The following is a 26,336-nucleotide window of genomic DNA, read 5'->3' as shown; positions in this document are numbered from 1 at the left end:
GCAAATCGGCGAAGGGTCCATCCGACCAGAAACATCGAAATTGCGACATACGGGCGATTTGCGCCCCCTGTCCTGCGCGAATCTCTTGTCGCGTCACTGGCCGCGTCACTGACCGCGTCACTGGCCCAAGGCGACGCCCTCGCGGCGCGGATCGGCCCCGCCCTGCAGCCGCCCGCCGCGCAGGTCGATCACATGCAGCCCCGATGTCAGATCGCGCGCCTCTGTGGCATATCCCATGGCTTGCAGCGCCTCGGCCTGCGCCTCTGCCGCCGTCCCCGCCTCGAGATCATAGGTGCCAAACCGGTTGACCAGATGCGGCAGATCCACCGCCGCCTGCGCATCGAGCCCCCAATCGAGCACCGCCACCAGCGTTTTGGACACATAAGGAATGATCCGGCTGCCCCCCGGACTGCCGAGCACCAGCACCGGCCGGCCCTCCGCCATCACGATGGTCGGTGCCATGCTCGACCGGGGCCGCTTGCCCGGCTCGACCCGATTGGCAATCGGCACCCCGTCGCGATGGCTGCGAAAGGAAAAATCCGTGAGCTCATTGTTGAGCAAAAACCCCCGCACCATGAGCCGCGAGCCAAAGGCGTTTTCCACCGTGGTGGTCATCGACAGCGCATTGCCCTGAGAATCGACAATCGAGATATGCGAGGTCGAGGGAAGCTCGATGGAGTTGTCCATCGCCCAGTTCAGCGCATGATCAAATTCCGGCGCGCCCGGGGCCGCCTCAGGCAGCGCGACCCCGCCGTTAAGCAATTGGGAACGGTTTTCGAGATACATTTTCTCCAACAGGCCTTTGACCGGCACCGGAACAAAATCCGTATCGGCCAAAAATTTTCCCCGATCGGCAAAGGCCAGACGCGACGCATCCCCCAAGAGCCGCCAGGCTTCGGGGCTCTCCGGGCCAGACCCGGCCAAATCAAACGGCGCAAGCAGGCCCAGCGTCTGCCCCACCGCCACCGCGCCCGAGCTTGGCGGCCCCATGCCGCAGATCTCATAGGCGCGATAGGGCGCACAGACCGCCGCGCGTTCCTTGACGCGGTAGAGCGCCAGATCTACCTCGCTGAGCACACCGGGATTGCCCGGCGCGCTCTGCACCGTGGCGGCGATGTCCTCGGCGATCTCGCCGCCGTAAAAGACCCGCGCGCCCTCGGTGGCCAGCGCCCGCAGCGTCTCGGCATAGTCCGGGTTGCGCAACTGCGCGCCGGGTTGCAATGGCGCACCCTCCGGCAGGAAATAGCGCGCCGTCGCGTCAAACCGGCCGAGCCGCTCGGCATCGCCCGCAACAGAGGCCGAGAGCCTTGGGCTCACCGCGAATCCCTCTTCCGCCAGCGTGATTGCCCGATCAAACAGCCCCGCCCAGGGCCGCGCCCCCCATCTCTCATGCGCCTCCTGCAAGAGCGCGGGCGTCCCCGGCACCCCCACGCTGCGCCCGCCCACCACCGCATCGTAGAACTGCAGAGGCTGGCCCTGATCGTCCTGAAAGAGCCGCGGCGTCGCCTCCAAAGGCGCGGTCTCGCGCCCATCGAGCGTGGTCATCGCGCCGCTCTTGGCATCCCACCAGACAAGGAAGGCACCGCCCCCCAGACCCGAGCTTTGCGGCTCCACCAGACCCAGCACCGCCTGCACCGCCACCATGGCATCCGCCGCCGTGCCCCCCGCCGCCAGAACCTCTGCCCCGGCCTCGACCGCCAGCGGATGCGCCGCGACAACCATCCAGTCCTGCGCCTCCACGGGCCGTCCTTCGGCCTTGCGCGCCTGCGCCTCGGCCACCGCCTCCGACGTGGCGACCTGTCCCGTGCCGCCAATCTCTGGCGCCACGGAATCGCTGGCCTGCTGGCCCGACGCCGCCCCTGCCAAGATCACGAAAAGCGACGAGTAGAGCCAGAAGCGCATCGGGATTTATCCTTTAGATATGGGAGGGTAGCACCTGATCCGGTGGCCGGTGCCCGTCTTCATAGACCTTGATATTGATCACCACGCGCTCGCCCATCTCGATCCGCCCCTCACGGGTGGCCGAGGCCATATGCGGCAAGAGCATCACATTGGGCAGCGCCCGCAGACGCGGATTAACGCCCGACCCCTGTTCATAGACATCGAGCCCCGCGCCGGCGATCTCGCCCGCCCGCAGCATCCGGGTGAGCGCGTTCTCATCCACCACCTCGCCCCGCGACGTGTTGACGAGAATGGCCTCCGGCCGCATCAGCTTGAGCCGCCGGGCATTCATCAGGTGAAAGGTCGAGGGCGTGTGCGGGCAATGCAGGCTGATCACATCCATCCGCGCCACCATCTGATCGAGGCTTTCCCAATAGGTCGCGCCGAGCTCCTCTTCGGTCTCCTGCCGCAGCCGGTTGCGATTGTGGTAATGCACTTCCATGCCAAAGGCCCGCGCCCGCCGCGCCACCTTCTGGCCGATCCGGCCAAGCCCCAGAATGCCAAGCTTCTTGCCGGTGATCCGTGCCCCCAGCAGGGCCGAGGGCGACCAACCGCCCCAATTGCCTTCTTGCATGGTGGTCATGCCTTCGGGCAGCCGCCGCGCCACCCCAAGGATCAGCGCCAGCGTCATATCGGCGGTGTCATCGGCCGACACACCCGGCGTGTTGGTGACCATGATGCCGCGCTGACGGGCCGCCTGCACGTCGATATGGTCGACCCCTGCCCCGTAATTGGCAATGAGCTTGAGCCGGTCACCCATCGCATCGAGCATCTCGGCATCGATCCGGTCGGTGATCGTCGGCACCAGAACATCCGCCTCGCGCCCCGCCCGGATGAGCGCCTCGCGCGTCAGCGGCGCATCGCCCTCGCGCAGCTCGGCCCCGAACAGCTCGCTCAGCCGCGCCTCGACCCGCTCGGGCAGGCGTCGCGTTACGACAACACTCAGAGGCTGAGATCGCATGCTGGTCCTCCCCGACCTTTTCATTTCCGCTGCGCGCTGCCAGAGTGACAAAGGACGCCACGGGACACAAGAACCCGGACGCCCAAGACAGGCAAAAAAATCAGGCAAGTATTCGAGCTTATTGATGCGACATGTGATGCTGACCGCCGCCCTTGTGGCAATTCTTCCCATCCTGTCCGCCAGCGTGGCGGCCTCGCAGGATCGCGGCCCGGTGACGAATCTCCCGCTGCCACGATTCGTGTCGATGAAGACCTCCGAGGGCTATGTCCGACGCGGCCCCTCGCGCACCCATCGCATCGACTGGATCTTCAAACAGCCCAATATCCCGCTGGAAATCACCGCCGAACATGGCCATTGGCGCCGTGTGCGCGACCGCGACGGGGCCGGTGGCTGGATGCATTATTCGCTTCTGTCCGGGGCGCGCACGGTGCTGGTGGAACAGGACATGCTGCAACTGCGCAAACAGCCCGACCCCAAAGCCCCGATCGTGGCCCAGCTCGAGCTCGGCGTCGTCGCCCGCATTCGCGAATGTTCCGCCCAATGGTGCCGGCTCGCGGTGGCAGGCTACAAGGGCTGGGCGCCGAAATCCGCGCTCTGGGGGGTGAAACCCGGGGAAATCCTCGACTGAGAGGCCAATGCTGCAAGGGTCATGGCCGCTTTTGTAAAAAACTGCTGAAATTTTTCCAAATCCACCCTTGCACACCTCGCCACCCCGGAGTAATTACCGCGCCACAAATGGGGTGTAGCCAAGCGGTAAGGCATCGGTTTTTGGTACCGTGTATCGTAGGTTCGAATCCTACCACCCCAGCCATTTTCTCCTGACATATCAATCCTGCGCCTTCGGGCCTCGCGGCTGTCGCCGGCTCTGGTGGCGTCCCCGGTGGCGGCCTAGATTATCTTGGCCTATGCTGCGCCCGATTGACCGCATCAGGACCCATCCATGCCCGACACGCCCCCCGACCAGCAGCCGCCCGCCGGGCTCAAGCTCGACAGCACCCTGTCCAAGGGGCTGGTGATCCTCGAGGCGTTGGCCGCCGCCCCCGGCGGGCTGGGCGTCACGGAACTCTCGCGCGATCTGTCGCTCACCAAATCCACGGTGTTTCGTCTCCTGCAGACGCTTTGCGCCATGGGGTTTGCCCGCTCGACCCAGGACCGCCGCTATGAGGCGACGCTCAAGACATGGCAGGTGGGCCGCCGGGTGGTCGACAATCTCAACCTGCGCGACCTCGCCGCCGATGCCATGCAGATGCTGTCCCGCGAGAGCCTCGAGACGGTTTATCTCGGTGTGCCCGAAGGGTTTAGCGTCATCTATATCGACAAGATCGACAGCCAGCAGCCGATCCGCTCCTGGAACCCGGTGGGCGGCGCGGCCCCGATCCAGTGCGTCGGCACCGGCAAGGCGATTCTGTCGGTGAATTACAGCCAGTACCGCAATGCGCTCGCGAGCCGTCTGACCGCCTATACCGACCGCTCGATCACCAGCATCGCGAAGCTCGACGCCGATCTACAGCTGGCACAAAAGAACGGCTTTGCCTTTGATCGCGGCGAGTTTCGCGAAGGGGTCATCGGCTTTGGCGCGCCGATCTGCCTGCCGCAGGGACAGGCGGTGGCGGCCTTGGGCATTTCCATGCCCGAGGTCAATCTGCGCGACGGAGATCTCGCCCGGCTCGGCAAGATCGTGCGGCAGGCGGCCGACACGGTCTGTGCCCGGCTCGCCAGCCGTTAAATCAGCCCTCGGCCTTCTCGACCGGCCCGCCCTGCGCTTCCCAGGTGGAAAACCCTTCGCGCAGATGCGCCGCGTCAAACCCCATGTCCTGAAGCGTCGCCACCGTCAGCGCCGAGCGCCAGCCCGAAGCGCAGTGAAAGACATAGCGTTTGCCCTCCTGCCCGAACACCTCCTTGAAATACGGACTGTCGGGATCGACCCAGAACTCGACCATGCCGCGCGGCGCATGCACGCTGCCGGGGATGTAACCGCCGCGCTGGCGTTCACGCACATCGCGGATATCGACCACGACCACATCGGGATCGTCGAGCATCTTGATCAGGTCGGGCGTCTCGATCTCGGTGATCCGGGCGCGCGCCTCGGCGACCATTTCGGCGGCAGTTTTCTTGAGCTTGGGCATGAGTTGTTCCGTATATCAGCACATTTATTTCATTAATTGACACAGCATTTGGCGTCTGACAACAGGTTAGGGCGGGCGCGGTTTCGCGGCCAGCCCTTCTTGAAAACGAGCTTTGCCATGTCGACCCCTTTGCCGCCACAGGAGCCACTTTCGCTCTGGGATGCCTCTTCTGAAGAGGCCGATGTCAGTCGCCGCTTTGCCGAGGATGGCGCAAGCGTCGACATCGCCATCGTGGGCGCCGGGTTCACCGGGCTGTCGGCGGCGCTGCATGCCGCAGAGCTCGGCCTCTCCGCCCATGTGCTCGAGGCGGAAAAGCCGGGGTTTGGCGGCTCGGGCCGCAATGTCGGGCTGGTCAACGCGGGCATCTGGCTGCCCCCTGCCGAGGTCCGCGACAAGATGGGCGAGACGCAGGGCGCCAAGTTCCTCAAGGCCTTTGGCGAAGCGCCGTCGCGGGTCTTTGACCTCATCGAGAAACACCAGATCCGCTGCGAGGTGACGCGGACCGGGACATTGCATGCGGCGCATGGCCCTTCGGGGCTGCGCGATCTACAGGGCCGTCACGCCGAATGGCAACGTATGGGTGAACCGGTGGACCTGCTCGACCGCGCGGCGATGACCCGGCTCACCGGCACTGACGCCTTTCACGGCGGGCTGCTCGATCACCGAGCGGGCACGATCAATCCGATGGGCTATTGCCGGGGTCTGGCGCGTGCCGCGCTGGCCCACGGGGCCGAGATCAGCACCGGCGTCACGGTGACCGGCCTCGCCCGAAAGGCGGGGCAGTGGCGGGTCACCACCGATCAGGGCGCGCTCTTGGCGCGTCATGTGATCCTTGCCACCAATGCCTATACCGACACGCTCTGGCCCGGGTTGCAGCGCAGCTTTACCCCGATCCATTTCTTTCAGCTCGCCACCCCGCCGCTCGGCCCCGAAGCGGCGCATATCCTGCCCGAACGTCAGGGGCTCTGGGACACCGGTCGGGTGATGATGTCGCTGCGCCGCGATGCGCAGGACCGGCTGGTGATCGGCTCGATGGGCACGGTCTTTGGCGATGCCAAGCGCGGCCTGTCGCGACGCTGGGCGCGCAAGAAACTGGCGCAGCTCTTTCCCGATCTCGGGCCGTTTGACTTTGACGAGGCCTGGCATGGCCAGATCGCCATGACGCCCGATCATTTCCCGCGCATCTGCGCCCTCGACGAGGGGCTCTATACCGCCATCGGCTATAATGGGCGCGGCATCACCACCGGCACGCTCTTTGGCCGGGCGATGGTCGATCTCATCGCCGGATCGCCCGCCGAGATCCTGCCCCTGCCCCTCTCGGATCCCGCGCCGGTGACCGGCGCCCCAATCCTGTCGCGCCTCTATCAGGGCGCATTCACCGCAAATCAGATCATCAAGAGCCTGTGACATGACCAAGCAAGACATTCGCGTCGGCGTCGATATCGGCGGCACCTTCACCGATGTGGCCCTCGACCATCCTGGCGGGCTCGCCACGACCAAGGTGCTGACCAATTACGCCAATCCCGAACAGGCCATTCTCGACGGCATTGCTCAGGCCTGCGCGGCGGCCCAGGTCTCGCCCGAGCGGATCGGACAGGTGATCCATGGCACCACGCTGGTCACCAATGCGCTGATCGAACGGCGCGGGGCCAAGACCGCCTTTATCACCACCGAAGGCTTTCGTGATGTGATCGAGATGCGCTCGGAAAACCGGTTCGAGCAATATGATCTCAACCTTGAACTGCCGGCGCCGCTTGTCCCGCGTCAGCACCGGCTCACCGCCCATGAACGGATGAGCCCTCAGGGCGATGTCCTGCTGCCGTTGGAAGAGGCAGACGTGGCGCGGCTCGTCGATCTGGTGATCGCGGGCGGCTATGAGGCGGTCGCCATCGGGTTCATGCATGCCTATGCCAATGACGCGCATGAGGTGCGGCTCGCCCGGGCCCTGCGCGCGGCGGCGCCGGATCTGTCGGTGTCGATCTCGTCGGTCGTGTCGCCGCAGATGCGCGAATTGCCCCGGTTCAACACGGTGATCGCCAATGCCTATGTGCAGCCGCAGGTGGCCGATTACCTCGGCCGCTTGGTCACAAGGCTGCGCGACACCGGCATCACCGCGCCGGTCTTCATGCTGCATTCGGGCGGAGGGCTCATGTCCGTCGAAACCGCCGCGGAACAGCCGGTGCGCCTTTTGGAATCCGGTCCCGCCGGTGGTGCGATCTTTGCCGCCGAACTGGCGCGCGGTCATGGGCTCGACAAGGTGCTGAGCTTTGACATGGGCGGCACCACGGCCAAGATCTGTTTGATCGAGGACGGCCAGCCCAAGACGGCCAATTCCTTCGAAGTGGCCCGCACTTACCGGTTCAAGAAAGGCTCGGGCATGACCGTCTCGACCCCGGTGGTCGAAATGGTCGAAATCGGGGCGGGTGGCGGCTCGATCGCCTCGATCGACGCCATGGGCCGCATTCAGGTTGGCCCACGCTCGGCCGGATCTGAACCCGGCCCCGCCTGTTATCGGCGCGGCGGCGAGAACCCGACCGTGACCGATGCCAATCTGATGCTCGGCCGTCTCGACCCCGAGAATTTCGCAGGTGGCGCGATCCCGCTCGATCCCGCCCTGTCCGAGTCCGCCGTGGCCGACAAGCTCGCCGCGTTCGAGGCCACTGACGCGGCCTTTGGCATCACCGAGATGGTGGATGAGAACATGGCCAACGCGGCGCGGGTGCATACGGTCGAAAATGGCCGCGACATCGAACATTTCACCATGGTGGGCTTTGGCGGCGGCGCGCCGCTCCATGCTTGCCGCCTCTGCGAGAAACTGGGCATCACCGCGCTTCTGATTCCGCCCGGCGCGGGCGTCGGCTCGGCCATCGGCTTTCTCAAGGCGCCGTTCAGCTATGAGGCGACGCGCGGTTTCTTTCAGCGCCTGTCGCAGTTCGACCCCGAGGCGATCAACACTACGCTGGCCGAGCTCGAAGACGAGGCGCGCAGCTTTGTCGCCCAAGGCAGCGAGGGGCAAGAGACCGAAATCCGCCTCACCGCCTTCATGCGCTACGCGGGTCAGGGCTGGGAAATCCCGGTCCCCTTGCCCCATGGCAGCTTTAGCCCCGCCGACGCGGCGCTCTTTCGCGACCGGTTCGAGGCGGCCTATCGCGGGCTCTTTGGCCGGATCATCGAGGGGCTCGAGGCCGAGATCACCAATTGGTCGCTCGTGGTGCAGACCCGCCTGCCCGCGCCGCGCCCGGTGCCCAAGCCCGAGGGCGAAAGCGCCGCGCCGGTCACTCGACAGCGCCGCATCTATGACGCCGCCCAGCGCGATTTCGTCGAGGCGGCCGAGATCGCCCGCGACGCGCTCCGCCCCGGCATGTGCGCCGTCGGTCCCGCCGTCATCACCGAACGCGAAACCACCACCATCGTCACCTCGGCCTATCGCGCCATCGCGCAATGCGACGGCAGCCTGCTCTTGATCCGGAAAGGAGCCCCAGCATGAGCCCCACCGACATCGACTATCAGATCATGTGGAACCGGCTGATCGCCGTGGTCGAGGAACAGGCGACGACGCTTATCCGCACGGCCTTTTCCACCTCGGTGCGCGAGGCGGGCGATCTTTCGGCCGGGCTCTTTGACCGGCAGGGTCGGATGATGGCGCAGGCGGTCACCGGCACCCCGGGCCATGTCAACGCCATGGCCGAAAGTGTCGGGCATTTCGCCGCCGAGATCGGACCGCAAAACACCTTTGAGGGGGATGTGTACCTCACCAATGACCCGTGGCTCGGCACCGGCCATTTGCATGACATCACCGTGGTCACCCCGGTGTTCCGGCAAGGCACGCATATCGGCTATTTCGCCTGCACCGCCCATGTGGTGGACATCGGCGGCCGCGGTTTTGGCCCCGATGCGGGCGAGGTCTATGAAGAAGGCCTGCTGATCCCGATCACCAAATTCGCCGAACGCGGTCAGGTCTCGCCGCTGCTGATCCAGATGATCCGCGCCAATGTGCGCACCCCGGATCAGACGGTGGGCGATCTCTATTCCCTCGCCGCCTGCAACGAGGCGGGCGACCGGAGGCTGCAGGCGATGATGGATGAGTTTTCCATCGCCGATCTGGCGGGGCTTGCCGATTACATCATCGAGGCCAGCCGCCGCGCCACCCATGCCGCCATCGCCAAGGTGCCGGATGGGCAGTATGCCAATACGATGGATGTCGATGGCTATGACGCGCCGGTGCATATGGCGGTGGCGCTGGCGGTCTCGGGCGACCGGATCAGCGCCGATTTCACCGGCACCAGCGGCATGAGCGCCTTTGGCGTCAACGTGCCCGAGGTCTATACCCGCGCCTATGCCTGCTATGCGCTGAAATGCGCCATCGCGCCCGAAGTGCCCAATAACGCGGGCTCTCTCGCACCGTTCGAGATTTCCGCGCCCGAGGGCTGTATCCTTGCTGCGAAACGCCCGGCGCCTGTGTCCGTGCGCCATGTGCTCGGCCATCTGGTGCCCGATGTGGTGCTCGGCGCGCTGCATCATGCGCTGCCCGGCGTGGTACCCGCCGAAGGCGCCTCGGCGCTTTGGAACATTCAGATTGCCGCCCGCGCCAGCGATCCCGCAAGCGGCCTGCCCGCGCGCGAAATCCTGATGTTCAATTCGGGCGGCACCGGCGCGCGGCCCAAGGTCGACGGGCTTTCCGCCACGGCCTTTCCTTCGGGCGTCTCAACGATGAGCGTCGAGGCCACCGAACATGTCGGGCCGATCATCGTCTGGCGCAAGGATCTGCGCGAAGGCTCGGGCGGCGCCGGGGCGCAGCGCGGCGGTCTCGGCCAGGTGATCGAGATCGAAGCGCGCGAAGGCTATGATTTCTGGTTCAACGCCATGTTCGACCGGGTCGAGCATCCGGCCCGAGGCCGCGAAGGCGGCGCGCCCGGTGCGCCGGGCCGGGTCGAGCTTGCCGATGGCACGAAACTGCGCTCCAAAGGCCGCCAGAAGGTGCGCAACGGCGAACGCCTGCGGCTGAGCCTGCCGGGCGGCGGCGGCTATGGCCCCCCTGTGCAGCGCGACCGCGATGCGGTACGCCGGGATCTGGAGGCGGGCAAGATCACCGCCACCGAGGCCCGCGAGATTTATGACCTGAAAGACTGAGGATATACCATGAGCGACAAACCCATTGCCCTGATCACCGGCGGCGCCCAAGGCATCGGCTATGCCAGCGCCCAAGCCCTCGCCGAAGACGGCTATTACATCGTGCTGGCCGACATCAAGGAGAGCGTCCATGACGCGGCCAAGACGCTCGGCGGGACAGGTCACATCTGCGACATGGGCGACGTGGAGGCCATCCACGCCATGTTCGACAAGATCGAGGCCGAGATCGGCCCGGTCGCGGCGCTGGTCAACAACGCGGGCATCGCCAATCCCGGCGATTTCCTGAGCTACAGTCTCGAGGATTTCGACAAGGTGCTCGGCATCAACCTGCGCGGTGTCTTCGTCGCCACGCAGCGTGCCGGCCGCACCATGGTCGACAAAGGCATCGAAGGCGCCATCGTCAACATGTCCTCGATCAACGCCCAGCTCGCGATCCCCGCGATCCCGGCCTATTGCGCCTCCAAGGGCGGCGTCATGCAGCTCACCAAAGTGGCGGCGATCGCGCTGGCCAAGCACAACATCCGCGTCAACGCCATCGGCCCCGGCTCGATCGACACCGAGATGATGGCCGGCGTCAACGCCAACCCCGAGGCCTATAAGGTCGCGATGTCGCGCACCCCGCTCGGCCGTCCCGGCACGGCACGCGAAATCGGCGATGTGGTGGCGTTCCTCTGTTCCAAGAAATCCGCCTATATCACGGGCGAGTCGATCTATGTCGACGGCGGGCGTCTGGGCCTCAACTACACGGTCTAATCGGCTGTTTTAAAACCTAGATAGGCCGCGCATCACCCCCGCGCGGCCTTTTGCTTGGCCACGTCCTCGGCCACCAGCTCCTTGTAGAGCGCGCGAATACGCCGGGTCATCGGCCCCGCCCCCTCATGAATACCGATCCGCTTGCCGTCGATCTCCGCCACCGGGGTCTGCGCCCCAAATGTGCCGGTGAGAAACGCCTCATCCGCGCCATAGGCCTCGTAGAGCGAATAGTTCTTTTCGCGCACCGGAATGCCATTTTCCATGCAAAGATCGATCACCTTTTGCCGGGTCACCCCGTTCATGCAGTAATCGCCGGTCGAGGTCCAAACCTCGCCGCGCCGCACGATGAAGAAATTGCAGGCATTGGTGGTGTTCACGAAGCCGTTCGGGTCGAGCATCAGCCCCTCGTCCGCCCCCGCCTGTTCGGCCTGAAGGCAGGCGATCACACAGTTGAGCTTGGAATGGCTGTTGTATTTCGCGTCTTGGCTCATCGGCAACCCGCGCACCTGCGGCACGGTGGCGAGACGGATGCCCTTGGCCTGCACCGCCTCGGAGGGGCGCGAATGTTCGATGATCGCCACCACGGTCGGGCCAAAGCGCGACAGCTGCGGATGCTGGAAGGGCTTGGCCTTGCGGCCCCGGGTGATCATGAGACGGCAATGCGCGTCGCTGGTGATGCCATTGGCCGCTGCCGTCCGGTCGAGAATATCGCGCACGCCCTCAGGGGTCAGACCGCTGTCGAGCGACACCGATTTGAGCGAATTGAACAGCCGGTCCATATGTTCGTCGAAAAACGCCCATTCGCCATCATAGAGCCGCAGCCCCTCCCACATGCCATCGCCGAGCATGAAGCCGCTGTCATAGACCGAGACCTTGGCCTCGGCTTTGGGGACGATCTCGCCATTGACGTAGATCTTGATCGCCTCGTTGCGCGCGTCTTCTTCTGCGGCATGGGTGCTGTGATCGGCGTGGGATGGCTCTTGGGTCATGATGGCTCCGCAGATGATAGGCGGGCATGGTCCGGCGCGGGCCGCGATTCTGCAAGCCCCGCAAGGATTTGGCCCGAGATCGGCACATCTCCCCCTTCTGCCATGGAATTTTTCTGCCTATAGTGACGCCCGAGCAGTATCGAGTGAACGGAACAGGCATGGCGCGCAAGGTGACCCCTTCTTCACCCTATAACGTGATGATCATTGGTCAGGGCGGCCGTCTTCAATATGAGGCGGTGATTTTCTGCAGCTCATTCCGCCGCAACAATCCCGATTTCCAAGGCCGGCTTTTCGTGGCCGAACCGCAGCCCGGACCCGCCTGGGGCACTTCCGATCCGCGCATCAAACACGACGAGACCCGCGAGCTCTTGCAGGATCTGGGTGCCGAGATCCTGCCCTTCGAGAGCCTGCATTTCGGGCAGAGCTATCCCTATGGCAACAAGATCGAGGCGCTCTTTGCCCTGCCCGAGGGCGAGCCGTTTGTCTTCTTCGACACGGACACGCTCATCACCGGCGATCTGTCGAGGGTGCCGTTTGATTTCGACCGCCCCACCGCCTCGCTGCGCCGCGAAGGCACCTGGCCGCAGATCGAGCTCTACGGTCCGGGCTATGCCGCCACGTGGAAATCGCTCTATGACAAGTTCGGCCTCGATTTCGCCAGCTCCCTCGATCTGAGCCAGCCCGATGAATACTGGAAGCGCTATCTCTATTTCAACGCGGGTTATTTTTTCTACAAATGCCCGCGTGTCTTTGGGCAGCGTTTTCTCGACTACGCCGTGCATATCCGCGACGACGCCCCCGAAGAGCTGATCTGTCAGGAGCTCGACCCCTGGCTCGATCAGGTGGCGCTGCCGCTCGTGATCCACAGTCTCGGCGGCGGCCGCGAGGCCCTGCCCGGCGGGCTTCTCGATGGCGAGGTCTCTTGTCACTACCGCATCCTGCCGCTGCTCTATGCGCGCGAATCCGATGCCGTTGTGGCCGAGATCGAGGCGGCCCTTGCCCCCAACCGGGTCAAGAAGGTCGCCAAGAGCTATGACCCGATCAAGCGCATGGTCTATCAGGGCCGCGGTCAGAAGGTGCGCGCGCTCTTTGATCAAAACGACCTGCCCCGCCGCGAACAGGCGATCCGCAACAAGATCAAGCGCGAAGGCTTCTGGATGCGCTGAACGCCAATGATCCGCCGGGACCGGGCCGTGGGTTTTGGGTATTTGGACCCAGAAAGAGGCAAGGTCTTCGTCAGATTTGACACCGCGAGAGTGCCGATTGAGGGGCCGATAAAGATTGTGACCCGCCCGCCGATCCCCTAACAATTCTCGCAACCAACCGAGGAGGATATCCCTATGACCGACGCCCCCAGCTATGGCTTCGACACGCTGCAGATCCACGCAGGCGCCCGCCCCGATCCGGCGACCGGTGCCCGTCAGACCCCGATCTATCAGACCACGGCCTATGTGTTTCGCGACGCCGAACACGCCGCCGCGCTCTTTAATCTGCAAGAGGTGGGCTACATCTACTCGCGGCTGACCAACCCGACGGTGGCCGTGCTGCAGGAACGTATTGCCACGCTCGAGGGCGGGGTCGGCGCGGTGTGCTGTTCTTCGGGCCATGCGGCGCAGATCATGGCGCTCTTTCCGCTCATGGCGCCGGGGCGCAATGTGGTAGTCTCGACCCGGCTCTATGGCGGCTCGATCACCCAATTCAGCCAGACGATCAAGCGGTTCGGCTGGTCCGCGAAATTCGTCGACACCGATGATCTCGCGGCGGTGGAGGCGGCCATCGATGACGACACCCGCGCCGTGTTCTGCGAATCCATCGCCAACCCCGGCGGCTATGTCAGTGATATCGACGCGCTGGCCAAGATCGCCGATGCGGCGGGCCTGCCGCTCATCGTCGACAACACATCGGCCACGCCCTATCTCTGCCGTCCCATCGAACATGGCGCGACGCTGGTGGTGCATTCGATGACCAAATACCTCACCGGCAATGGCACCGTGACCGGCGGCGTTGTGGTGGATTCGGGCAAGTTCGACTGGTCCGCCTCGGACAAGTTCCCGTCGCTCAGCGCCCCGGAAGAGGCCTATCACGGGCTCAAGTTCCACGAGACCTTTGGCCCGCTGGCCTTTACCTTCCATGGCATCGCCATCGGGCTGCGTGATCTCGGCATGACGCTCAACCCGCAGGCGGCGCATTACACGCTGATGGGGATCGAGACACTGTCGCTGCGCATGGAGCGTCATGTGGACAACGCCCAGAAGATCGCCGAATGGCTCGAAAACCACCCCCATGTCGAGGCTGTGACCTATGCCGGTCTCGCCTCGTCGCCCTATCATGACCGGGTGGCGCGGATCTGCCCCAAAGGCGCTGGCGGGCTCTTCACCGTGGCGCTCAAGGGCGGCTATGACGCGTGCGTCAAATTCGTCGACAGTCTCGAGCTCTTTAGCCATGTGGCCAATCTCGGCGACACGCGCAGCCTGGTGATCCATTCCGCCTCGACCACCCACCGCCAGCTCTCGGAAGAGCAGCAAAAAGCCGCCGGTGCCGCGCCCAATGTGGTGCGGATCTCGATCGGCATCGAAGACGCCAAGGATCTCATGGCCGATCTCGATCAGGCGCTGAATGCGGCGCATGGCTGAGCGCAGCTGACACCTCTGGATGGCCGGTTCGCGGATCGGCCATCCCCCCTGTTCCAGCAGGAAACCGCCTCCTCCTGCGCCCGCCTGTCATGATGACTCGCGCCGAGTATGAGCCAGTGATAAATTTGAGCCGATGAAACCGAATTTTGCCCTCTCTCTTTCGTTCGACGGGATCGGCCTTCTGCGCCGCGCCTATATGGGTTGGCATCAGGTGGGCGAGGTCGATCTCGATCAGCCGGACCTGAGCAAGGCGCTGGCCGACCTGCGGCTCCAGGCGGAAAAATTCGCGCCCTCCGGCTTTACCACCAAGCTCGTGATCCCAGATGGTCAGATCAAATATCTCGATCTGCCGACGGATGAGAGCTGGGCCGAGGATCGCGCCGGGTTCGTGGCGGCGGCGCTTGACGGGGCCACGCCCTATGCGCTCTCCGATCTGGCCTATGATTGGTCGGTGTCCGGCGACCGGGTGCAGATTGCCGCCGTGGCGCGTGAAACCCTGGCCGAGGCCGAGGCCTTTGCCGTCGAGCATGACTTCGCCCCGGTCAGTTTCGTGGCGCTCCCGGCCGAGGAATGTTTCACCGGCGAGCCTTTCTTTGGCACCACCTCGGTGGCAGGTCGCTACCTGGCGGAGGGGGAAACCGTTGATCGCGACATGTCGCGCATCCAAGTTATCCCGGTGCAGAGCGCGCCGCTCGAAGCTCCGGCCGAGGCCTCGCCCGCGCCTGCAGATCCCGAGACCACGGCAGAGCCAACACTGCCGGATCAGGCGCCGGATACAGACACGCCCAATATCACCCTCACCCTGCCCGAGGTCGATCTCACCGCGCCCGCGCCTGCCAAAGCCCCTGCGCCAAAGCCAGACACCCCGCCCTCGACCGAGATGCGCGATGCGCTGGCCCAGAGCCTAAGCAGCGATGACAGCGCCCCCCCCGCCAAGGCCGGGTTCACCAGCATTCGCGCCAAGCGCGGTGACGATGCCGCTGACGACGCGCCGCGCCTCGAAGGTGTGTCGCGGCTCAGCCCGCTGGCCACTGCCGCCCCCAAAGCTGCGAACGCCGCCCCTCTCGCCGCCACAGCCGCGTCGCGCCCTGCCGCCTCTCCGCGCGCCGAGGCGACGCCCGAGGCCACATCATCCGGCAGCTTCTTTTCCCGCCGCCGCAAAGCCTCTCCGGCGAAATCCGCCAAGGACAGCGCTGCAGACAGTACCGCACAGGCACGCAAGCCCGCCAGACCCGGGACCAGGCCGCGCGACGAGGAAAAGAACCGCCTGACCGTCTTTGGCGCGCGCGAACAGCAGGTGGGTGGTAAGCCGCGCTTTCTCGGCCTAATTCTGACCGCCGCGCTGATCGTCTTCTTGGTCGCCGTGGCGCTCTGGGCCTCGACCCTCGACGAAGGGCTCGCGGGCCTTTTCAAAGACAAGCAAGCTGAGCCCACAGAGACCGTCGCGCTGAGCAGCCAGCCCGACCCCGAGGACCCCATAGCGCTCGCCACCGGCACGCAGGCCACCCCCGCCCGAGTGGTGCGCCCGGACCCGCAAAGCGATAGCTCGCAAGACACCAGCCGCCCGGTCACGCCTTTGGTCCCCGTGGCGCTCACCGCCGATGAGGCGCGCGCCCGTTATGCCGCGACAGGTATCTGGCAGATGGCCCCCGCCGCCCCGGAAGAGCCCGCCGCGACCCCGCTCGGCAGCCTCGGCCTGACAAGCGCCGATCTCCCGCTGTCGCGCCCAGAGCCGAGCGCCCTGCTCCGCCTCGCCGCATTGGGCGATGTGGCCCCGTCCGAGGCAGGCGCGGTAGCGACCCCCGCCATTTCGCTCGACGCAGTGCCCAGCACTGGGCCCGGCACAGAACCCAGCACAGGGCCCGCCGTGGCGGCAACCGACACAGGCTCGGAGACAGGCGTACGCGTCATCGCCGGCCGACCCGAGCGCACCCCGCCGCGCGACATGGCCCGCCCGGCGGACGCGGCAAGCGCCGAGGCCACCACGGCCGAGACGATAGAGGCCACCAGTGACACGGCCGCCCTTGGCAGCCTGGCCGAGGTCGCCCCAAAACTCCGCCCCGAAGATCTTACTACGGAGGTGGAAACACCCGCCGCAAATTCCGAACTGGCCCAAAATCGCCCGCGCCTGCGCCCGCAAAGCGTGGTGCAAGCCGCCGCCGCGCAAGAGCCGGAACCCGAGCCCGCGGCCGAGCCTGCGACCCCCGCCGTCGATACGGCCGCGATCACCGCAGCCGTGGCCGCCGCCTCGACCGCGAATGTTGCCGCCACCGACCCGGCGCGCGGCGCCTTCGTCTCGCCCACCCGTCAAGCGGTGCAGATCTCGCCGCAACCCAAACCGCGCCCGCGCGGCTTTGCCGACAAGGTCGAGCGCGCCCGTAAAGTGGCCGCCAGCACGCCGGTCCCCGCCGCACAGAGCCTCGCGCCCTCGCGCCCTTCGGCGGCTTCTGTCTCGAAGCAGGCGACCGAACAGAATGTGATCAACCTGCGCAAGGTCAATCTCATCGGCGTCTATGGCTCGGCCAACAGCCGCCGCGCCCTCGTCCGGCTCTCCAATGGCCGCTACAAGAAGGTCAAGGTCGGCGACAGGCTCGACGGCGGCTCGGTCTCGGCCATCGGCAGCAGCGAATTGCGCTACGTCAAACGCGGCAAGAATGTCGTGCTGACCATGCCCCGCGGCTAAGCCCGCAGCACCGCATCACTCGGGCACAGCAGCCCCTCTTTCTGGTTTCAAATACCCCAAAACCATGGGCCTGCCCCACGCGCGGCCCATGGCCAAAACCACCGACCACCAGCCACAAACACAAACGGCGCGCCCCTCAAGGCGCGCCGTTCTAGTGTCTCGAGCGTCCCGGCCCCTAAGGGCCAGACTTCAGATCACTTGATGAGCGACAGGGCCGCGGCCTGCGCCACGTTCTCGATGCCGAAGAGGAACACGATCCCCACGGTCATCACGCCTGCCGAGGCCACGAGAAAGCCCCAGAGCACCGGCGATTGCGGCCGGTCCAGCGGCTCACGCTCTTCGCCGAAATACATGAAGAAGACGATCCGCAGATAGTAATAGGCACCGATCACCGAGGCCACCACACCGGCAATAGCGAGCCACGCGAGCCCACCTTCATAGGCCGCGCGCAGCACGTAGAACTTGCCAAAGAAGCCAAGGAAGGGCGGCACGCCCGCGAGGCTGAACAGAAGAACCAGCATCGACAGCGCACGCACCGGGTTGGCGCGGGCATACATGTTGAGACCCTGGATATCCGTCACCGGCTGGCCGTCCCGGCTCATCGACAGGATAAAGGCAAAGGTGCCGACATTCATCGTCACATAGATCGCCATGTAGATGAGCATCGACTGCACGCCAAGCTCGGTCCCGGCCGCCAGCCCCATCAGCGCATAACCCATATGCGCGATCGAGGAATAGGCCATGAGCCGCTTGATATCGCGCTGACCGATCGCCGCCACGGCGCCGAGGAACATCGACAGCACCGACAGCAACGCCACGATCTGCTGCCAGTCGGACATGATGCCGCCAAAGGCGTCATAGACCACCCGCGCGAAAAGCCCCATCGCCGCCATCTTGGGCGCGGTGGCAAAGAAAGCGGTGACCGGGGTCGGTGCGCCTTCATAGACGTCGGGCGTCCACATGTGGAACGGCACCGCCGAGATCTTGAACGCCATGCCCGAGATCACAAAGACGAGGCCCAGAAGCAGCCCCAGCGGCGCGTGACCCTCGGCCGCGGTGATGATCCCGGCAAAGGAGGTCGTCCCGGCAAAGCCATAGACCAGCGACGCCCCATAGAGCAGCAGACCAGAGCTGAGCGCGCCCAGCACGAAATACTTGAGCCCGGCCTCGGTGGATTTGACGCTGTCACGACGCAATGCAGCAATCACATAGAGCGCCAGCGATTGCAGCTCGAGCCCCATGTAAAGCGCCATGAGATCGCCCGCGCTCACCATCACCATCATGCCGACCGCGGCCAGCGTCACAAGCATCGGGTACTCAAACTTGAGCAGGTTGCGCCGCGCCATGTAATCCTGGCTCATCACCAGAACCGCCGCTGCGCTGAGCAGGATCGTCACCTTGGCAAAGCGAGCAAAGCCATCGTCGATGAACATGCCGCCAAAGGCCGTGCGCGTGCCGGTGGCCGAGGCGATATAGAAGGCCAGCGCCACGAACAGCCCGGCGGTCAGCCAGACCAGCATCCCCGCCATCCGGTCCTTGCCGGTATAGACCGCGCCCAGCAGGCCCAGCATCGCATAGACCGCGAGCACAATCTCGGGCAGCAGAATATTCAGATCAGCCTGGATCATCTTAGGTCTCCGTCAATGCGAGGTTGCCGAGGTCGCGGCATGCTGTGTCACAGCCTGCGCCTCCGACACCGCGGTATCGTAATTGGTGATCAGCGCCTCGACCGAGGGGCCGATGATATCGGTCACGAGGCTGGGATAGACACCCAGCAGCAGGGTCATCACCACCAGCGGCGCAAAGATCGCGCGTTCGCGTGTGGTCATGTCCGAGATCGACTTGAGACTCTCCTTGATCAGCTCGCCCATCACCACCCGACGATAGAGCCAGAGCGCATAGCCCGCACTGAGGATAACCCCCGTCGCCGCGACCAGCGCCACCCAGGTGTTGACCTGGAAGACCCCGAGAATGGTGAGAAACTCGCCGATGAACCCGCTGGTGCCCGGCAGGCCGACATTGGCCATGGTGAACAGCAGGAAGATGAGCGCATAGGCCGGCATCCGGTTCACGAGCCCGCCATAGGCATCGATCTCGCGGGTGTGCATCCGGTCATAGATCACGCCGACACAGAGAAAGAGCGCGCCGGAGATAAAGCCGTGGCTGATCATCTGAAAGATCGCGCCGTCGATGCCTTGCTGGTTGGCCGCGAAAATCCCCATGGTGACATAGCCCATATGCGCCACGGAACTGTAGGCGATGAGCTTTTTCATGTCCTGCTGGGCCAGCGCCACGAGCGAGGTGTAAACGATGGCGATCGCGCTCATCCACAGGATCAGCGGGGTCAGCACATCCGCCCCCACCGGGAACATCGGCAGCGAAAAGCGCAGGAAGCCATAGCCGCCCATCTTGAGCAGGATCGCCGCCAGCACCACCGACCCGGCGGTCGGCGCTTGCACGTGCGCATCGGGCAGCCAGGTGTGCACCGGCCACATCGGCATCTTGACTGCAAAGCTCGCAAAGAAGGCGAGGAAGAGAAGCGTCTGCATCCCGCCCAGCACATGAATGCCGAGGACAGAGAAGCTCTCCGAGGCAAACTCATGCTTCATCAGTGCGACGATATCGGTGGTGCCCGCATCCGCGAACATCGCCACCATCGCCACCAGCATCAGAACCGAGCCGAGGAAGGTATAGAGGAAGAACTTGAAGCTCGCGTAGATACGCTCCTTGCCGCCCCAGATCCCGATGATCAGGAACATCGGGATCAGACCCGCCTCGAAGAAGAGGTAGAAGAGCACGAGATCGAGCGCCATGAACACGCCGAGCATCAGCGTCTCGAGCACGAGGAAGGCGATCATGTATTCCTTGACCCGCGTCGTCACGTTCCACGAGGCCGCAATGGTGATCGGCATCATGAAGGTGGTCAGCATGACGAAAAGAATGCTGATCCCGTCGACGCCCATCTTATACTTGATGTCCATGAGCCAGGGCGCTTCTTCGACCATCTGCATGCCGGGGTTGGCCGGGTCGAACTGGGCGAGAATGGCGATGGAGACGAGGAAGGTCAGCACCGTGGCCACAAGAGCCACCCATTTCGCCGCCCGCTGGGCAAACTCATCCTCACCGCGCAGAAAGATCGCAAGGATCGCTGCGGCAATCAGCGGGATGAAGGTTGTCATAGTCAGGACGTTCGACATCACTCAGCTCCCCCGCTGATCGTCATCCATGTGACAAGGACCGCGATCCCGATCACCATGGCAAAGGCATAGGTAAAAATATAGCCGGACTGCGCGCGGCCAGCGAGGCGGGTAAAGAAGGGGATGATCCCCATCGCAACCCCGTTGATCGTGCCGTCGATGACATTGCCGTCACCGCGTTTCCACAGCAGCGCGCCAAGCGCACGGGCCGGGCGGACAAAGGCGAAATCATAGATCTCGTCAAAGTACCATTTGTTGAGCAGGAACAGGTAGAGCGGACGCTGGTTCTGCGCGAGACGGCCGGGCAGGCTCGGGTTCACGAGATAGAACCAGATCGCGGTGGCCAGACCGATGAGCATCGCGATGAACGGGCTGAGCTTGACCCATTTCGGCACGTAATGCGCCTCGTTGATCACGTCATTCTCGGGCCCGGCGTAAATCGCCCCTGCCCCGGGATTGCCGCTCAGGACGTAATGCGGCTTGGCGGCTTTGCCGTCTGCCTTGCCATGGGCCTTGTCCTCGCCATGACCCGCGTCAGCCGCTGCATGATCGTCGGCTTTCGCCTCTGTGCCGTGATCGTCCGCCTTGGCCTCTGCGCCATGGTCATCCTTGGCCGCGCCATGATCGTCGCCATGGGCTGCCTCGGCCACGAAGGGCACGTTGAAGAAATTGGCAACCTTGTCGGTTTTCCCAAAGAAGCTGTTGTACCAGATCATCCCGGCGAACACCGCACCAAGCGCCAGCACGCCCAGCGGCACCAGCATGACCATCGGGCTTTCATGCGCGTGATCATGGGTGTGCTTGTCGCCCCGCGGCTCGCCCCAGAAGGTGAGGAACATCAGACGCCAGCTGTAGAAGCTGGTGAAGAGCGCGGCCACCACCAGCATCCAGAAGGCATAGCCCCCCTGCGTGCCGGCATAGGCGCTCTCGATCACCGCATCCTTGCTGAGGAAGCCGGCAAAACCGATGGTTGTGAGCGGGATGCCGACGCCGGTGATTGCTAGCGTGCCGATCATCATCGCCCAGAAGGTATAGGGCAGCTTTTTACGCAGCCCGCCATAGTTCCGCATGTCCTGCTCGTGATGCATCCCGTGGATGATCGAACCGGCGCCAAGGAACAGCATCGCCTTGAAAAACGCGTGGGTGAAGAGGTGGAACATCGCCACCGAATAGACACCGACACCGGCGGCCACGAACATATAGCCGAGCTGCGACATGGTCGAATAGGCGATGACGCGTTTGATGTCATTCTGCACGAGACCGATGGTCGCCGCGACAAAGGCCGTGGTCGCCCCGAGGAAGGTGATGAAGGCCGTCGCCTCAGGCGCGTATTCCATCAGCGGCGACATGCGGCAGACGAGGAAGACGCCCGCCGTCACCATGGTCGCGGCATGGATCAGCGCCGACACCGGGGTCGGACCTTCCATCGCGTCCGGCAGCCAAGTGTGCAGGAAGAGCTGGGCCGATTTCCCCATCGCGCCGACAAAGAGCAGAAAGGCCAGCAGGTTCGCCGCGTTCCATTCGGTCCACAGGAAGCTCACGCTGGTTTCCGCCAGCTCCGGGGCGGCCGCGAAAATATCGTCAAAGAGGATCGAGTCAGTCATGAAATACAGACCCGCGATACCGAGGATAAAGCCGAAATCGCCGACCCGGTTGACGACGAAGGCCTTGATCGCCGCCGCATTGGCCGAGGGCTTGCGATAGTAGAACCCGATGAGCAGATAGGACGCGAGGCCCACGCCTTCCCAGCCAAAGAACATCTGCACGAGGTTGTCCGCCGTCACCAGCATCAGCATGGCAAAGGTAAACAGCGACAGATAGGCAAAGAACCGGGGGCGATAGCTCTCGGTTTCGGCGAAATTCTCGTCATGCGCCATGTAGCCCATGGAATAGAGATGCACGAGCGCCGAGACACTGGTGATCACGATCAGCATGATCGTGGTCAGACGGTCGACCCGCACCGCCCAGGCACTGTCGAGCGTGCCGGATTGCACCCAGGTGAGGATGTGAACGGGATCGGCATGATGCGCCCCGTCGAGGAACACGACCCAGCTCAGCAGACAGGCGAGGAACAGCAGGCCGGTCGCGACCCATTGCGCGCCCTTGTCGCCGATGATCCGCCAGCCAAAGCCCGCGATGAGCGCCCCGATGAGCGGCGCAAAGAGGATTGTCTTGAAAATCATCTGGCTCAGCCTTTCATCACGTTCACGTCTTCCACGGCGATGGTGCCGCGGTTACGGAAGAAACACACAAGGATTGCGAGGCCGATGGCCGCTTCGGCGGCCGCCACGGTCAGCACGAAGAGCGTGAAAATCTGGCCCACCAGATCGCCCAGATAGCTCGAGAAGGCCACCAGGTTGATATTGACCGACAAGAGCATCAGCTCGATGGACATGAGCAGGATGATCACGTTCTTGCGGTTCAGAAAGAGCCCGAAAATGCCAATGACGAACAGCGCCGCCGCCACCGTCAGGTAATGTTCCAGTCCAATCATGTCGTCCCTCCGGGTCGTGCCCGTTTCTTTGTGCGTCGCTGGCCCGCGACTGGCGCGGACCGATTGCTTCGTTTCGTCATCCGGTTGGTCCGGGGCTCAGAGCCCCTGCCCCGGTTTCACATCGCGCAGTTCCATCGCCTTGGCCGGATCGCGGTACATCTGGGCCAGAACGTTCTGGCGCTTGACGTCCTGACGGTGGCGCAAGGTCAGCGCAATCGCCCCCACCATCGCCACCAGCAGGATGAGACCGGACAGTTGGAACAGCAGGAAATACTTGTCATAGATCAGCAGGCCGAGGGCCGCGGTGTTCTCGACCCCATCGGGCGTGACCGCGCCGCGCGCCGCCTCGGCGCCTTCGGCAAAGTCCCACGCGCCATAGGCGAGCGCAAATTGCATCAAAAGCACCACCCCGATCAGCAGGGCCAGCGGCATATAGCGCGCCATCTCGGCCTTGAGCTCGGCAAAATCCACGTCGAGCATCATCACCACGAAGAGGAAGAGAACCGCCACCGCGCCGACATAGACGATGATCAACAGCATCGCCACGAACTCGGCACCAAGCAGCACGAAAAGCCCCGCCGCGCTGAGAAAGCTCAGGATCAGCCACAGGACCGAATGCACCGGGTTGCGGCTGATCACGGTGAACAGCCCGCCCACGATCACACAGGTCGCAAACAGGTAAAAGGCCAGTGCAAAGACGGTCATGTGTCTTGTCCCTTCGTCTCGTTTTCCGCGAAGACCTCGCGCGCGAATTCCATGGCGCGGGTCATCGACGGGATACCGGCAAACATCGTCATCTGGGCGATGGTTTCGGCAATTTCATCCTCGGTGGCACCCGCCGTCAGCGCGTGGCGCACCGTCATGCGGATCTGTGTCTCGTTCTGCGCCCCCAGCATCGTGAACCCGGCCAGCGCCAGCAGAAGCCGCGTCTTGGCATCGAGCCCCTTCTCGTTCAACCCCTTGCCAAAGGACATTTCCATGAGTTCCTTGGGCATGGTGGGCCAGAGGGCCTCGAACCCTTTGGGCGAGAAGGATTCAAGCGCCGGATTGAAGGCTTTCGCCATCTCCTGCGCCTGGGCCATCATCTCGGCAAAGGGGTTCTTGGGCGTGTCGCTCATCGGTAGGGCGCATCCATTTCGAGGTTGCGGGCGATCTCGGCTTCCCAGCGGTCGCCATTGTCGAGCAGACGTTCCTTGTCATAGAACAGCTCTTCGCGGGTCTCGGTGGCAAATTCGAAATTCGGCCCCTCGACGATCGCATCCACCGGGCAGGCCTCTTGGCAGAAGCCGCAGTAGATGCATTTCGTCATGTCGATGTCATAGCGGGTGGTGCGGCGGCTGCCATCATCGCGCGGTTCGGCGTCGATGGTGATCGCCTGCGCCGGGCAGATCGCTTCGCAGAGCTTGCAGGCGATGCAGCGCTCTTCGCCATTGGGATAGCGGCGCAGCGCATGTTCGCCCCGGAACCGCGGGCTCAGCGGGCCTTTTTCATGCGGGTAGTTCAGCGTGGTCTTCGGCGCGAAGAAATACTTCAGCCCCAGCTTGAACCCTTTGACAAAGTCGCTGAGCAGAAAGTAACCCGCCGCGCGCCCATAATCGATATTTGCCATATCCTCAGGTCCTCGTTTCCGTCTCGAGGTGCGTCGCACCTGCGTTTTCATGTCCGTTCCAGCGGGTCTCATAATCGCTTTGCAGCGCGAAATCCGGCAGGTGGCTCTCCTTGGTCTTTTCGACCTCGTAATAGAGATAGGTGCGCCCCGGGCCGATCTGGTTCTTGAGCTTGAGCCGCACACCGGTCTCGGCCGGGTCCCGAAACTCGACTTGGCCGAACTCGTCGTCCGGGTCAACAGGCACCGCTCGGCAATCGATCACGTTGCAATTGCAGGCACGACGCCAGAAGGTCCAGACCAGCTCGGGGTTGAACTGATACATGCCATGCCCGTACCAGCCATTGAGCCCGTTCGCCGAAATCAGCCGGCCACCGGGCTTGAGCATCCGGTACAGCCCTTCGAGCGCCATCGGCACATTGAACACATGCTCGACCGTGCCACCGTCGAAGATAAAGTCGAACTGGTTCCACAGCTTGCGCTCGGGCTTCTTGTTGAGATCATGGAGGATCGCGGCGCCTTCATAATCCGAGAAATCCATGGTCTCGATCTGCCCGAACCCAAGCTTCTCCATCAAGGTTTCGGCAAACCCATCCTCTTGCAGGAAATCAAAGCGGCGGGCGTCGATGCCATGCCGGGCCAGCGACTCGTCATAGGCATTGCGATGCCGGGTCTGGATCGTGAAGCTCTGACGACCAAGCATGAGCGTGCGCCCACGCGGCTGAAACCGCGTGGAGAGCTCAACAAGCCGGTCGAAAAGAGCGACATCCACCCCCATTTTCGCTTAGCCCCCCATCGCCCAGCGCGCCCAAAAGCCGCCGAGCACTTCGAATTTCGCCAGAAACGCCACGATCACAACCCAGCCGATGCTCAGCGGCAGGAAAACCTTCCAGCCGATCCGCATGAGCTGATCATAGCGGTAGCGCGGCGTGATCGCCTTCACCATCGCGAAGATGAAGAAGAAGAAGGCCATCTTCGCCACCATCCAGAGCACCCCATCGGGCAGGCCCGGAATGGGCGAGAGCCAGCCGCCAAAGAACAGCAGCGAGGTCAGCGCGCACATCAGGAAGATGGCGATATATTCACCGGCCATGAACAGCAGGAACGGGGTCGAGCTGTATTCCACCTGATAGCCCGCCACCAGTTCCGATTCCGCTTCCGGAAGGTCGAAAGGCGGGCGGTTGGTTTCGGCCAGACAGGAGATGAAGAACAGGAAGACCATCGGGAAATGCGGCAGCCAGTACCAGTTGAACATGCCCCAGTCGCCATCCTGCGCCCGGACGATATCGCCGAAGTTCATGCTGCCGGTCGAGATGATCACCCCGATGATGATCAGGCCGATCGACACCTCATAGGAAATCATCTGCGCCGCAGAGCGCAGGCTGCCGAGGAACGGGTATTTCGAGTTCGACGCCCAGCCACCCATGATCACGCCGTAAACCTCGAGCGAGGACATGGCGAAGACATAGAGGATGGCCACGTTGATATCGGCCAGAACCCAGCCGTCGTTGAACGGGATCACCGCCCAGGCGATCACCGCCAGCACAAAGCTGATCATCGGCGCGAGCATGAACACGGTGCGGTCGGCCCCGGCGGGAATCACCACCTCCTTGACCACGTATTTGAGCGCGTCGGCCACAGACTGCAGCAGACCGAAAACGCCGACCACGTTCGGGCCGCGCCGCATCTGCACAGCGGCCCAGATCTTGCGGTCGCCATAGACGAGGAACAACAGGCTGACCATCACGAAGCCCAGCACAGCAAGGCATTGCGCGAGAATGATCACCAGGGTGCCCAGCGGGGTTGAAAAGAAATCTGCCATC

22 protein-coding genes and 1 tRNA gene are annotated in these 26,336 nt (G+C 63.9%); 10 read left to right on the top strand and 13 right to left on the bottom strand.

Annotated features, from left to right (window positions below; translation table 11 throughout):
* Positions 1-117: 117 nt before the first annotated feature.
* A complete protein-coding gene (gene ggt, locus ISM_RS14290; protein ID WP_009814901.1) occupies positions 118-1,902 on the bottom strand; it encodes a gamma-glutamyltransferase in 1,785 nt (594 codons plus the stop codon).
* A gap of 13 nt (positions 1,903-1,915) precedes the next feature.
* Entirely contained in the window at positions 1,916-2,902 is a 987-nt protein-coding gene (locus ISM_RS14285) for a 2-hydroxyacid dehydrogenase (protein ID WP_009814900.1), read from the bottom strand.
* 124 nt (positions 2,903-3,026) lie between these two features.
* On the opposite strand from ISM_RS14285, the gene ISM_RS14280 reads away from it, so the two are divergent.
* From ISM_RS14280 to ISM_RS14270, 3 genes are all read left to right on the top strand, one after another.
* Positions 3,027-3,530, top strand: coding sequence for an SH3 domain-containing protein (locus ISM_RS14280; protein ID WP_009814899.1), 504 nt, complete (start codon positions 3,027-3,029; stop codon positions 3,528-3,530).
* A gap of 108 nt (positions 3,531-3,638) precedes the next feature.
* Positions 3,639-3,713 (top strand) — tRNA-Gln (locus ISM_RS14275).
* Between the two features lie 129 nt (positions 3,714-3,842).
* Entirely contained in the window at positions 3,843-4,628 is a 786-nt protein-coding gene (locus ISM_RS14270) for an IclR family transcriptional regulator (protein WP_009814898.1), read from the top strand.
* A gap of 1 nt (position 4,629) precedes the next feature.
* Here ISM_RS14270 and ISM_RS14265 read toward each other — a convergent pair whose 3' ends face one another.
* Positions 4,630-5,028, bottom strand: a complete 399-nt coding sequence (locus ISM_RS14265; protein WP_009814897.1) for a rhodanese-like domain-containing protein — start codon at positions 5,026-5,028, stop codon at positions 4,630-4,632.
* Positions 5,029-5,145: 117 nt separating this feature from the next.
* Between ISM_RS14265 and ISM_RS14260 the strand changes: the two genes are divergently transcribed.
* From ISM_RS14260 to ISM_RS14245, 4 genes are read left to right on the top strand one after another with little or no spacing between them, the layout of a single operon-like run.
* Positions 5,146-6,435 (top strand): NAD(P)/FAD-dependent oxidoreductase, encoded by a 1,290-nt coding sequence (locus ISM_RS14260; protein WP_009814896.1) that lies wholly within the window; start codon positions 5,146-5,148, stop codon positions 6,433-6,435.
* 1 nt (position 6,436) lies between these two features.
* Entirely contained in the window at positions 6,437-8,515 is a 2,079-nt protein-coding gene (locus ISM_RS14255) for a hydantoinase/oxoprolinase family protein (protein ID WP_009814895.1), read from the top strand.
* Positions 8,512-10,158, top strand: a complete 1,647-nt coding sequence (locus ISM_RS14250; RefSeq protein ID WP_009814894.1) for a hydantoinase B/oxoprolinase family protein — start codon at positions 8,512-8,514, stop codon at positions 10,156-10,158. Before ISM_RS14255 ends, ISM_RS14250 begins: the two co-directional genes overlap by 4 nt.
* 9 nt (positions 10,159-10,167) lie before the next feature.
* On the top strand, positions 10,168-10,911 hold the full coding sequence (locus tag ISM_RS14245) for an SDR family NAD(P)-dependent oxidoreductase (RefSeq protein WP_009814893.1): 744 nt from the start codon (positions 10,168-10,170) through the stop codon (positions 10,909-10,911).
* A 32-nt stretch (positions 10,912-10,943) separates the two neighbouring features.
* Here the strand turns inward: ISM_RS14245 and ISM_RS14240 are convergent, their stop codons facing one another.
* Positions 10,944-11,900, bottom strand: a complete 957-nt coding sequence (locus ISM_RS14240) for an aminotransferase class IV (RefSeq protein WP_009814892.1) — start codon at positions 11,898-11,900, stop codon at positions 10,944-10,946.
* Between the two features lie 158 nt (positions 11,901-12,058).
* Here ISM_RS14240 and ISM_RS14235 point away from each other — a divergent pair, with 158 nt between their 5' ends.
* From ISM_RS14235 to ISM_RS14225, 3 genes are all read left to right on the top strand, one after another.
* Positions 12,059-13,066, top strand: a complete 1,008-nt coding sequence (locus ISM_RS14235) for a hypothetical protein (protein WP_009814891.1) — start codon at positions 12,059-12,061, stop codon at positions 13,064-13,066.
* 174 nt (positions 13,067-13,240) lie between these two features.
* On the top strand, positions 13,241-14,533 hold the full coding sequence (locus tag ISM_RS14230; protein ID WP_009814890.1) for an O-acetylhomoserine aminocarboxypropyltransferase/cysteine synthase family protein: 1,293 nt from the start codon (positions 13,241-13,243) through the stop codon (positions 14,531-14,533).
* A gap of 133 nt (positions 14,534-14,666) precedes the next feature.
* A complete protein-coding gene (locus tag ISM_RS14225; RefSeq protein ID WP_009814889.1) occupies positions 14,667-17,216 on the top strand; it encodes a hypothetical protein in 2,550 nt (849 codons plus the stop codon).
* A 194-nt stretch (positions 17,217-17,410) separates the two neighbouring features.
* Here ISM_RS14225 and nuoN read toward each other — a convergent pair whose 3' ends face one another.
* From nuoN to nuoH, 9 genes are all read right to left on the bottom strand, one after another.
* Positions 17,411-18,844: an NADH-quinone oxidoreductase subunit NuoN gene (gene nuoN / locus ISM_RS14220; protein WP_009814888.1), complete on the bottom strand. Its 1,434-nt coding sequence runs from the start codon at positions 18,842-18,844 to the stop codon at positions 17,411-17,413.
* Between the two features lie 12 nt (positions 18,845-18,856).
* Positions 18,857-20,413 carry an NADH-quinone oxidoreductase subunit M gene (locus ISM_RS14215; protein WP_009814887.1) on the bottom strand — a complete coding sequence of 519 codons (1,557 nt, stop codon included), beginning with the start codon at positions 20,411-20,413 and terminating at the stop codon, positions 18,857-18,859.
* Positions 20,413-22,596, bottom strand: a complete 2,184-nt coding sequence (gene nuoL / locus ISM_RS14210; RefSeq protein ID WP_009814886.1) for an NADH-quinone oxidoreductase subunit L — start codon at positions 22,594-22,596, stop codon at positions 20,413-20,415. Before nuoL ends, ISM_RS14215 begins: the two co-directional genes overlap by 1 nt.
* A gap of 5 nt (positions 22,597-22,601) precedes the next feature.
* The gene (nuoK, locus tag ISM_RS14205; RefSeq protein WP_009814885.1) at positions 22,602-22,907 is read right to left on the bottom strand and encodes an NADH-quinone oxidoreductase subunit NuoK; all 306 of its coding nucleotides are present in this window, start codon (positions 22,905-22,907) and stop codon (positions 22,602-22,604) included.
* 96 nt (positions 22,908-23,003) lie between these two features.
* The gene (locus ISM_RS14200) at positions 23,004-23,612 is read right to left on the bottom strand and encodes an NADH-quinone oxidoreductase subunit J (RefSeq protein ID WP_009814884.1); all 609 of its coding nucleotides are present in this window, start codon (positions 23,610-23,612) and stop codon (positions 23,004-23,006) included.
* Entirely contained in the window at positions 23,609-24,025 is a 417-nt protein-coding gene (locus ISM_RS14195) for a carboxymuconolactone decarboxylase family protein (RefSeq protein WP_009814883.1), read from the bottom strand. The genes ISM_RS14200 and ISM_RS14195 overlap by 4 nt, the downstream gene beginning before the upstream one ends.
* Positions 24,022-24,516: an NADH-quinone oxidoreductase subunit NuoI gene (gene nuoI / locus ISM_RS14190; RefSeq protein WP_009814882.1), complete on the bottom strand. Its 495-nt coding sequence runs from the start codon at positions 24,514-24,516 to the stop codon at positions 24,022-24,024. Before nuoI ends, ISM_RS14195 begins: the two co-directional genes overlap by 4 nt.
* 4 nt (positions 24,517-24,520) lie before the next feature.
* Positions 24,521-25,291 carry a methyltransferase domain-containing protein gene (locus ISM_RS17810; RefSeq protein WP_009814881.1) on the bottom strand — a complete coding sequence of 257 codons (771 nt, stop codon included), beginning with the start codon at positions 25,289-25,291 and terminating at the stop codon, positions 24,521-24,523.
* A 6-nt stretch (positions 25,292-25,297) separates the two neighbouring features.
* On the bottom strand, positions 25,298-26,335 hold the full coding sequence (nuoH, locus tag ISM_RS14180) for an NADH-quinone oxidoreductase subunit NuoH (RefSeq protein WP_009814880.1): 1,038 nt from the start codon (positions 26,333-26,335) through the stop codon (positions 25,298-25,300).
* Position 26,336: the final 1 nt, after the last annotated feature.

This window comes from Roseovarius nubinhibens ISM (assembly GCF_000152625.1).
GTDB lineage: Bacteria > Pseudomonadota > Alphaproteobacteria > Rhodobacterales > Rhodobacteraceae > Roseovarius > Roseovarius nubinhibens.
Note: the sequence above shows the minus strand (reverse complement) of the source record. Positions and strands in the feature narration are given on the sequence as shown.

What these genes read in the sequence shown, in the direction of transcription:
- ggt (WP_009814901.1), bottom strand. Translation starts at nt 1,902, where the DNA reads ATGCGCTTCTGGCTCTACTCGTCGCTTTTCGTGATCTTGGCAGGGGCG.
- ISM_RS14285 (WP_009814900.1), bottom strand. Translation starts at nt 2,902, where the DNA reads ATGCGATCTCAGCCTCTGAGTGTTGTCGTAACGCGACGCCTGCCCGAG.
- ISM_RS14280 (WP_009814899.1), top strand. Translation starts at nt 3,027, where the DNA reads ATGCGACATGTGATGCTGACCGCCGCCCTTGTGGCAATTCTTCCCATC.
- ISM_RS14270 (WP_009814898.1), top strand. Translation starts at nt 3,843, where the DNA reads ATGCCCGACACGCCCCCCGACCAGCAGCCGCCCGCCGGGCTCAAGCTC.
- ISM_RS14265 (WP_009814897.1), bottom strand. Translation starts at nt 5,028, where the DNA reads ATGCCCAAGCTCAAGAAAACTGCCGCCGAAATGGTCGCCGAGGCGCGC.
- ISM_RS14260 (WP_009814896.1), top strand. Translation starts at nt 5,146, where the DNA reads ATGTCGACCCCTTTGCCGCCACAGGAGCCACTTTCGCTCTGGGATGCC.
- ISM_RS14255 (WP_009814895.1), top strand. Translation starts at nt 6,437, where the DNA reads ATGACCAAGCAAGACATTCGCGTCGGCGTCGATATCGGCGGCACCTTC.
- ISM_RS14250 (WP_009814894.1), top strand. Translation starts at nt 8,512, where the DNA reads ATGAGCCCCACCGACATCGACTATCAGATCATGTGGAACCGGCTGATC.
- ISM_RS14245 (WP_009814893.1), top strand. Translation starts at nt 10,168, where the DNA reads ATGAGCGACAAACCCATTGCCCTGATCACCGGCGGCGCCCAAGGCATC.
- ISM_RS14240 (WP_009814892.1), bottom strand. Translation starts at nt 11,900, where the DNA reads ATGACCCAAGAGCCATCCCACGCCGATCACAGCACCCATGCCGCAGAA.
- ISM_RS14235 (WP_009814891.1), top strand. Translation starts at nt 12,059, where the DNA reads ATGGCGCGCAAGGTGACCCCTTCTTCACCCTATAACGTGATGATCATT.
- ISM_RS14230 (WP_009814890.1), top strand. Translation starts at nt 13,241, where the DNA reads ATGACCGACGCCCCCAGCTATGGCTTCGACACGCTGCAGATCCACGCA.
- ISM_RS14225 (WP_009814889.1), top strand. Translation starts at nt 14,667, where the DNA reads ATGAAACCGAATTTTGCCCTCTCTCTTTCGTTCGACGGGATCGGCCTT.
- nuoN (WP_009814888.1), bottom strand. Translation starts at nt 18,844, where the DNA reads ATGATCCAGGCTGATCTGAATATTCTGCTGCCCGAGATTGTGCTCGCG.
- ISM_RS14215 (WP_009814887.1), bottom strand. Translation starts at nt 20,413, where the DNA reads ATGTCGAACGTCCTGACTATGACAACCTTCATCCCGCTGATTGCCGCA.
- nuoL (WP_009814886.1), bottom strand. Translation starts at nt 22,596, where the DNA reads ATGATTTTCAAGACAATCCTCTTTGCGCCGCTCATCGGGGCGCTCATC.
- nuoK (WP_009814885.1), bottom strand. Translation starts at nt 22,907, where the DNA reads ATGATTGGACTGGAACATTACCTGACGGTGGCGGCGGCGCTGTTCGTC.
- ISM_RS14200 (WP_009814884.1), bottom strand. Translation starts at nt 23,612, where the DNA reads ATGACCGTCTTTGCACTGGCCTTTTACCTGTTTGCGACCTGTGTGATC.
- ISM_RS14195 (WP_009814883.1), bottom strand. Translation starts at nt 24,025, where the DNA reads ATGAGCGACACGCCCAAGAACCCCTTTGCCGAGATGATGGCCCAGGCG.
- nuoI (WP_009814882.1), bottom strand. Translation starts at nt 24,516, where the DNA reads ATGGCAAATATCGATTATGGGCGCGCGGCGGGTTACTTTCTGCTCAGC.
- ISM_RS17810 (WP_009814881.1), bottom strand. Translation starts at nt 25,291, where the DNA reads ATGGGGGTGGATGTCGCTCTTTTCGACCGGCTTGTTGAGCTCTCCACG.
- nuoH (WP_009814880.1), bottom strand. Translation starts at nt 26,335, where the DNA reads ATGGCAGATTTCTTTTCAACCCCGCTGGGCACCCTGGTGATCATTCTC.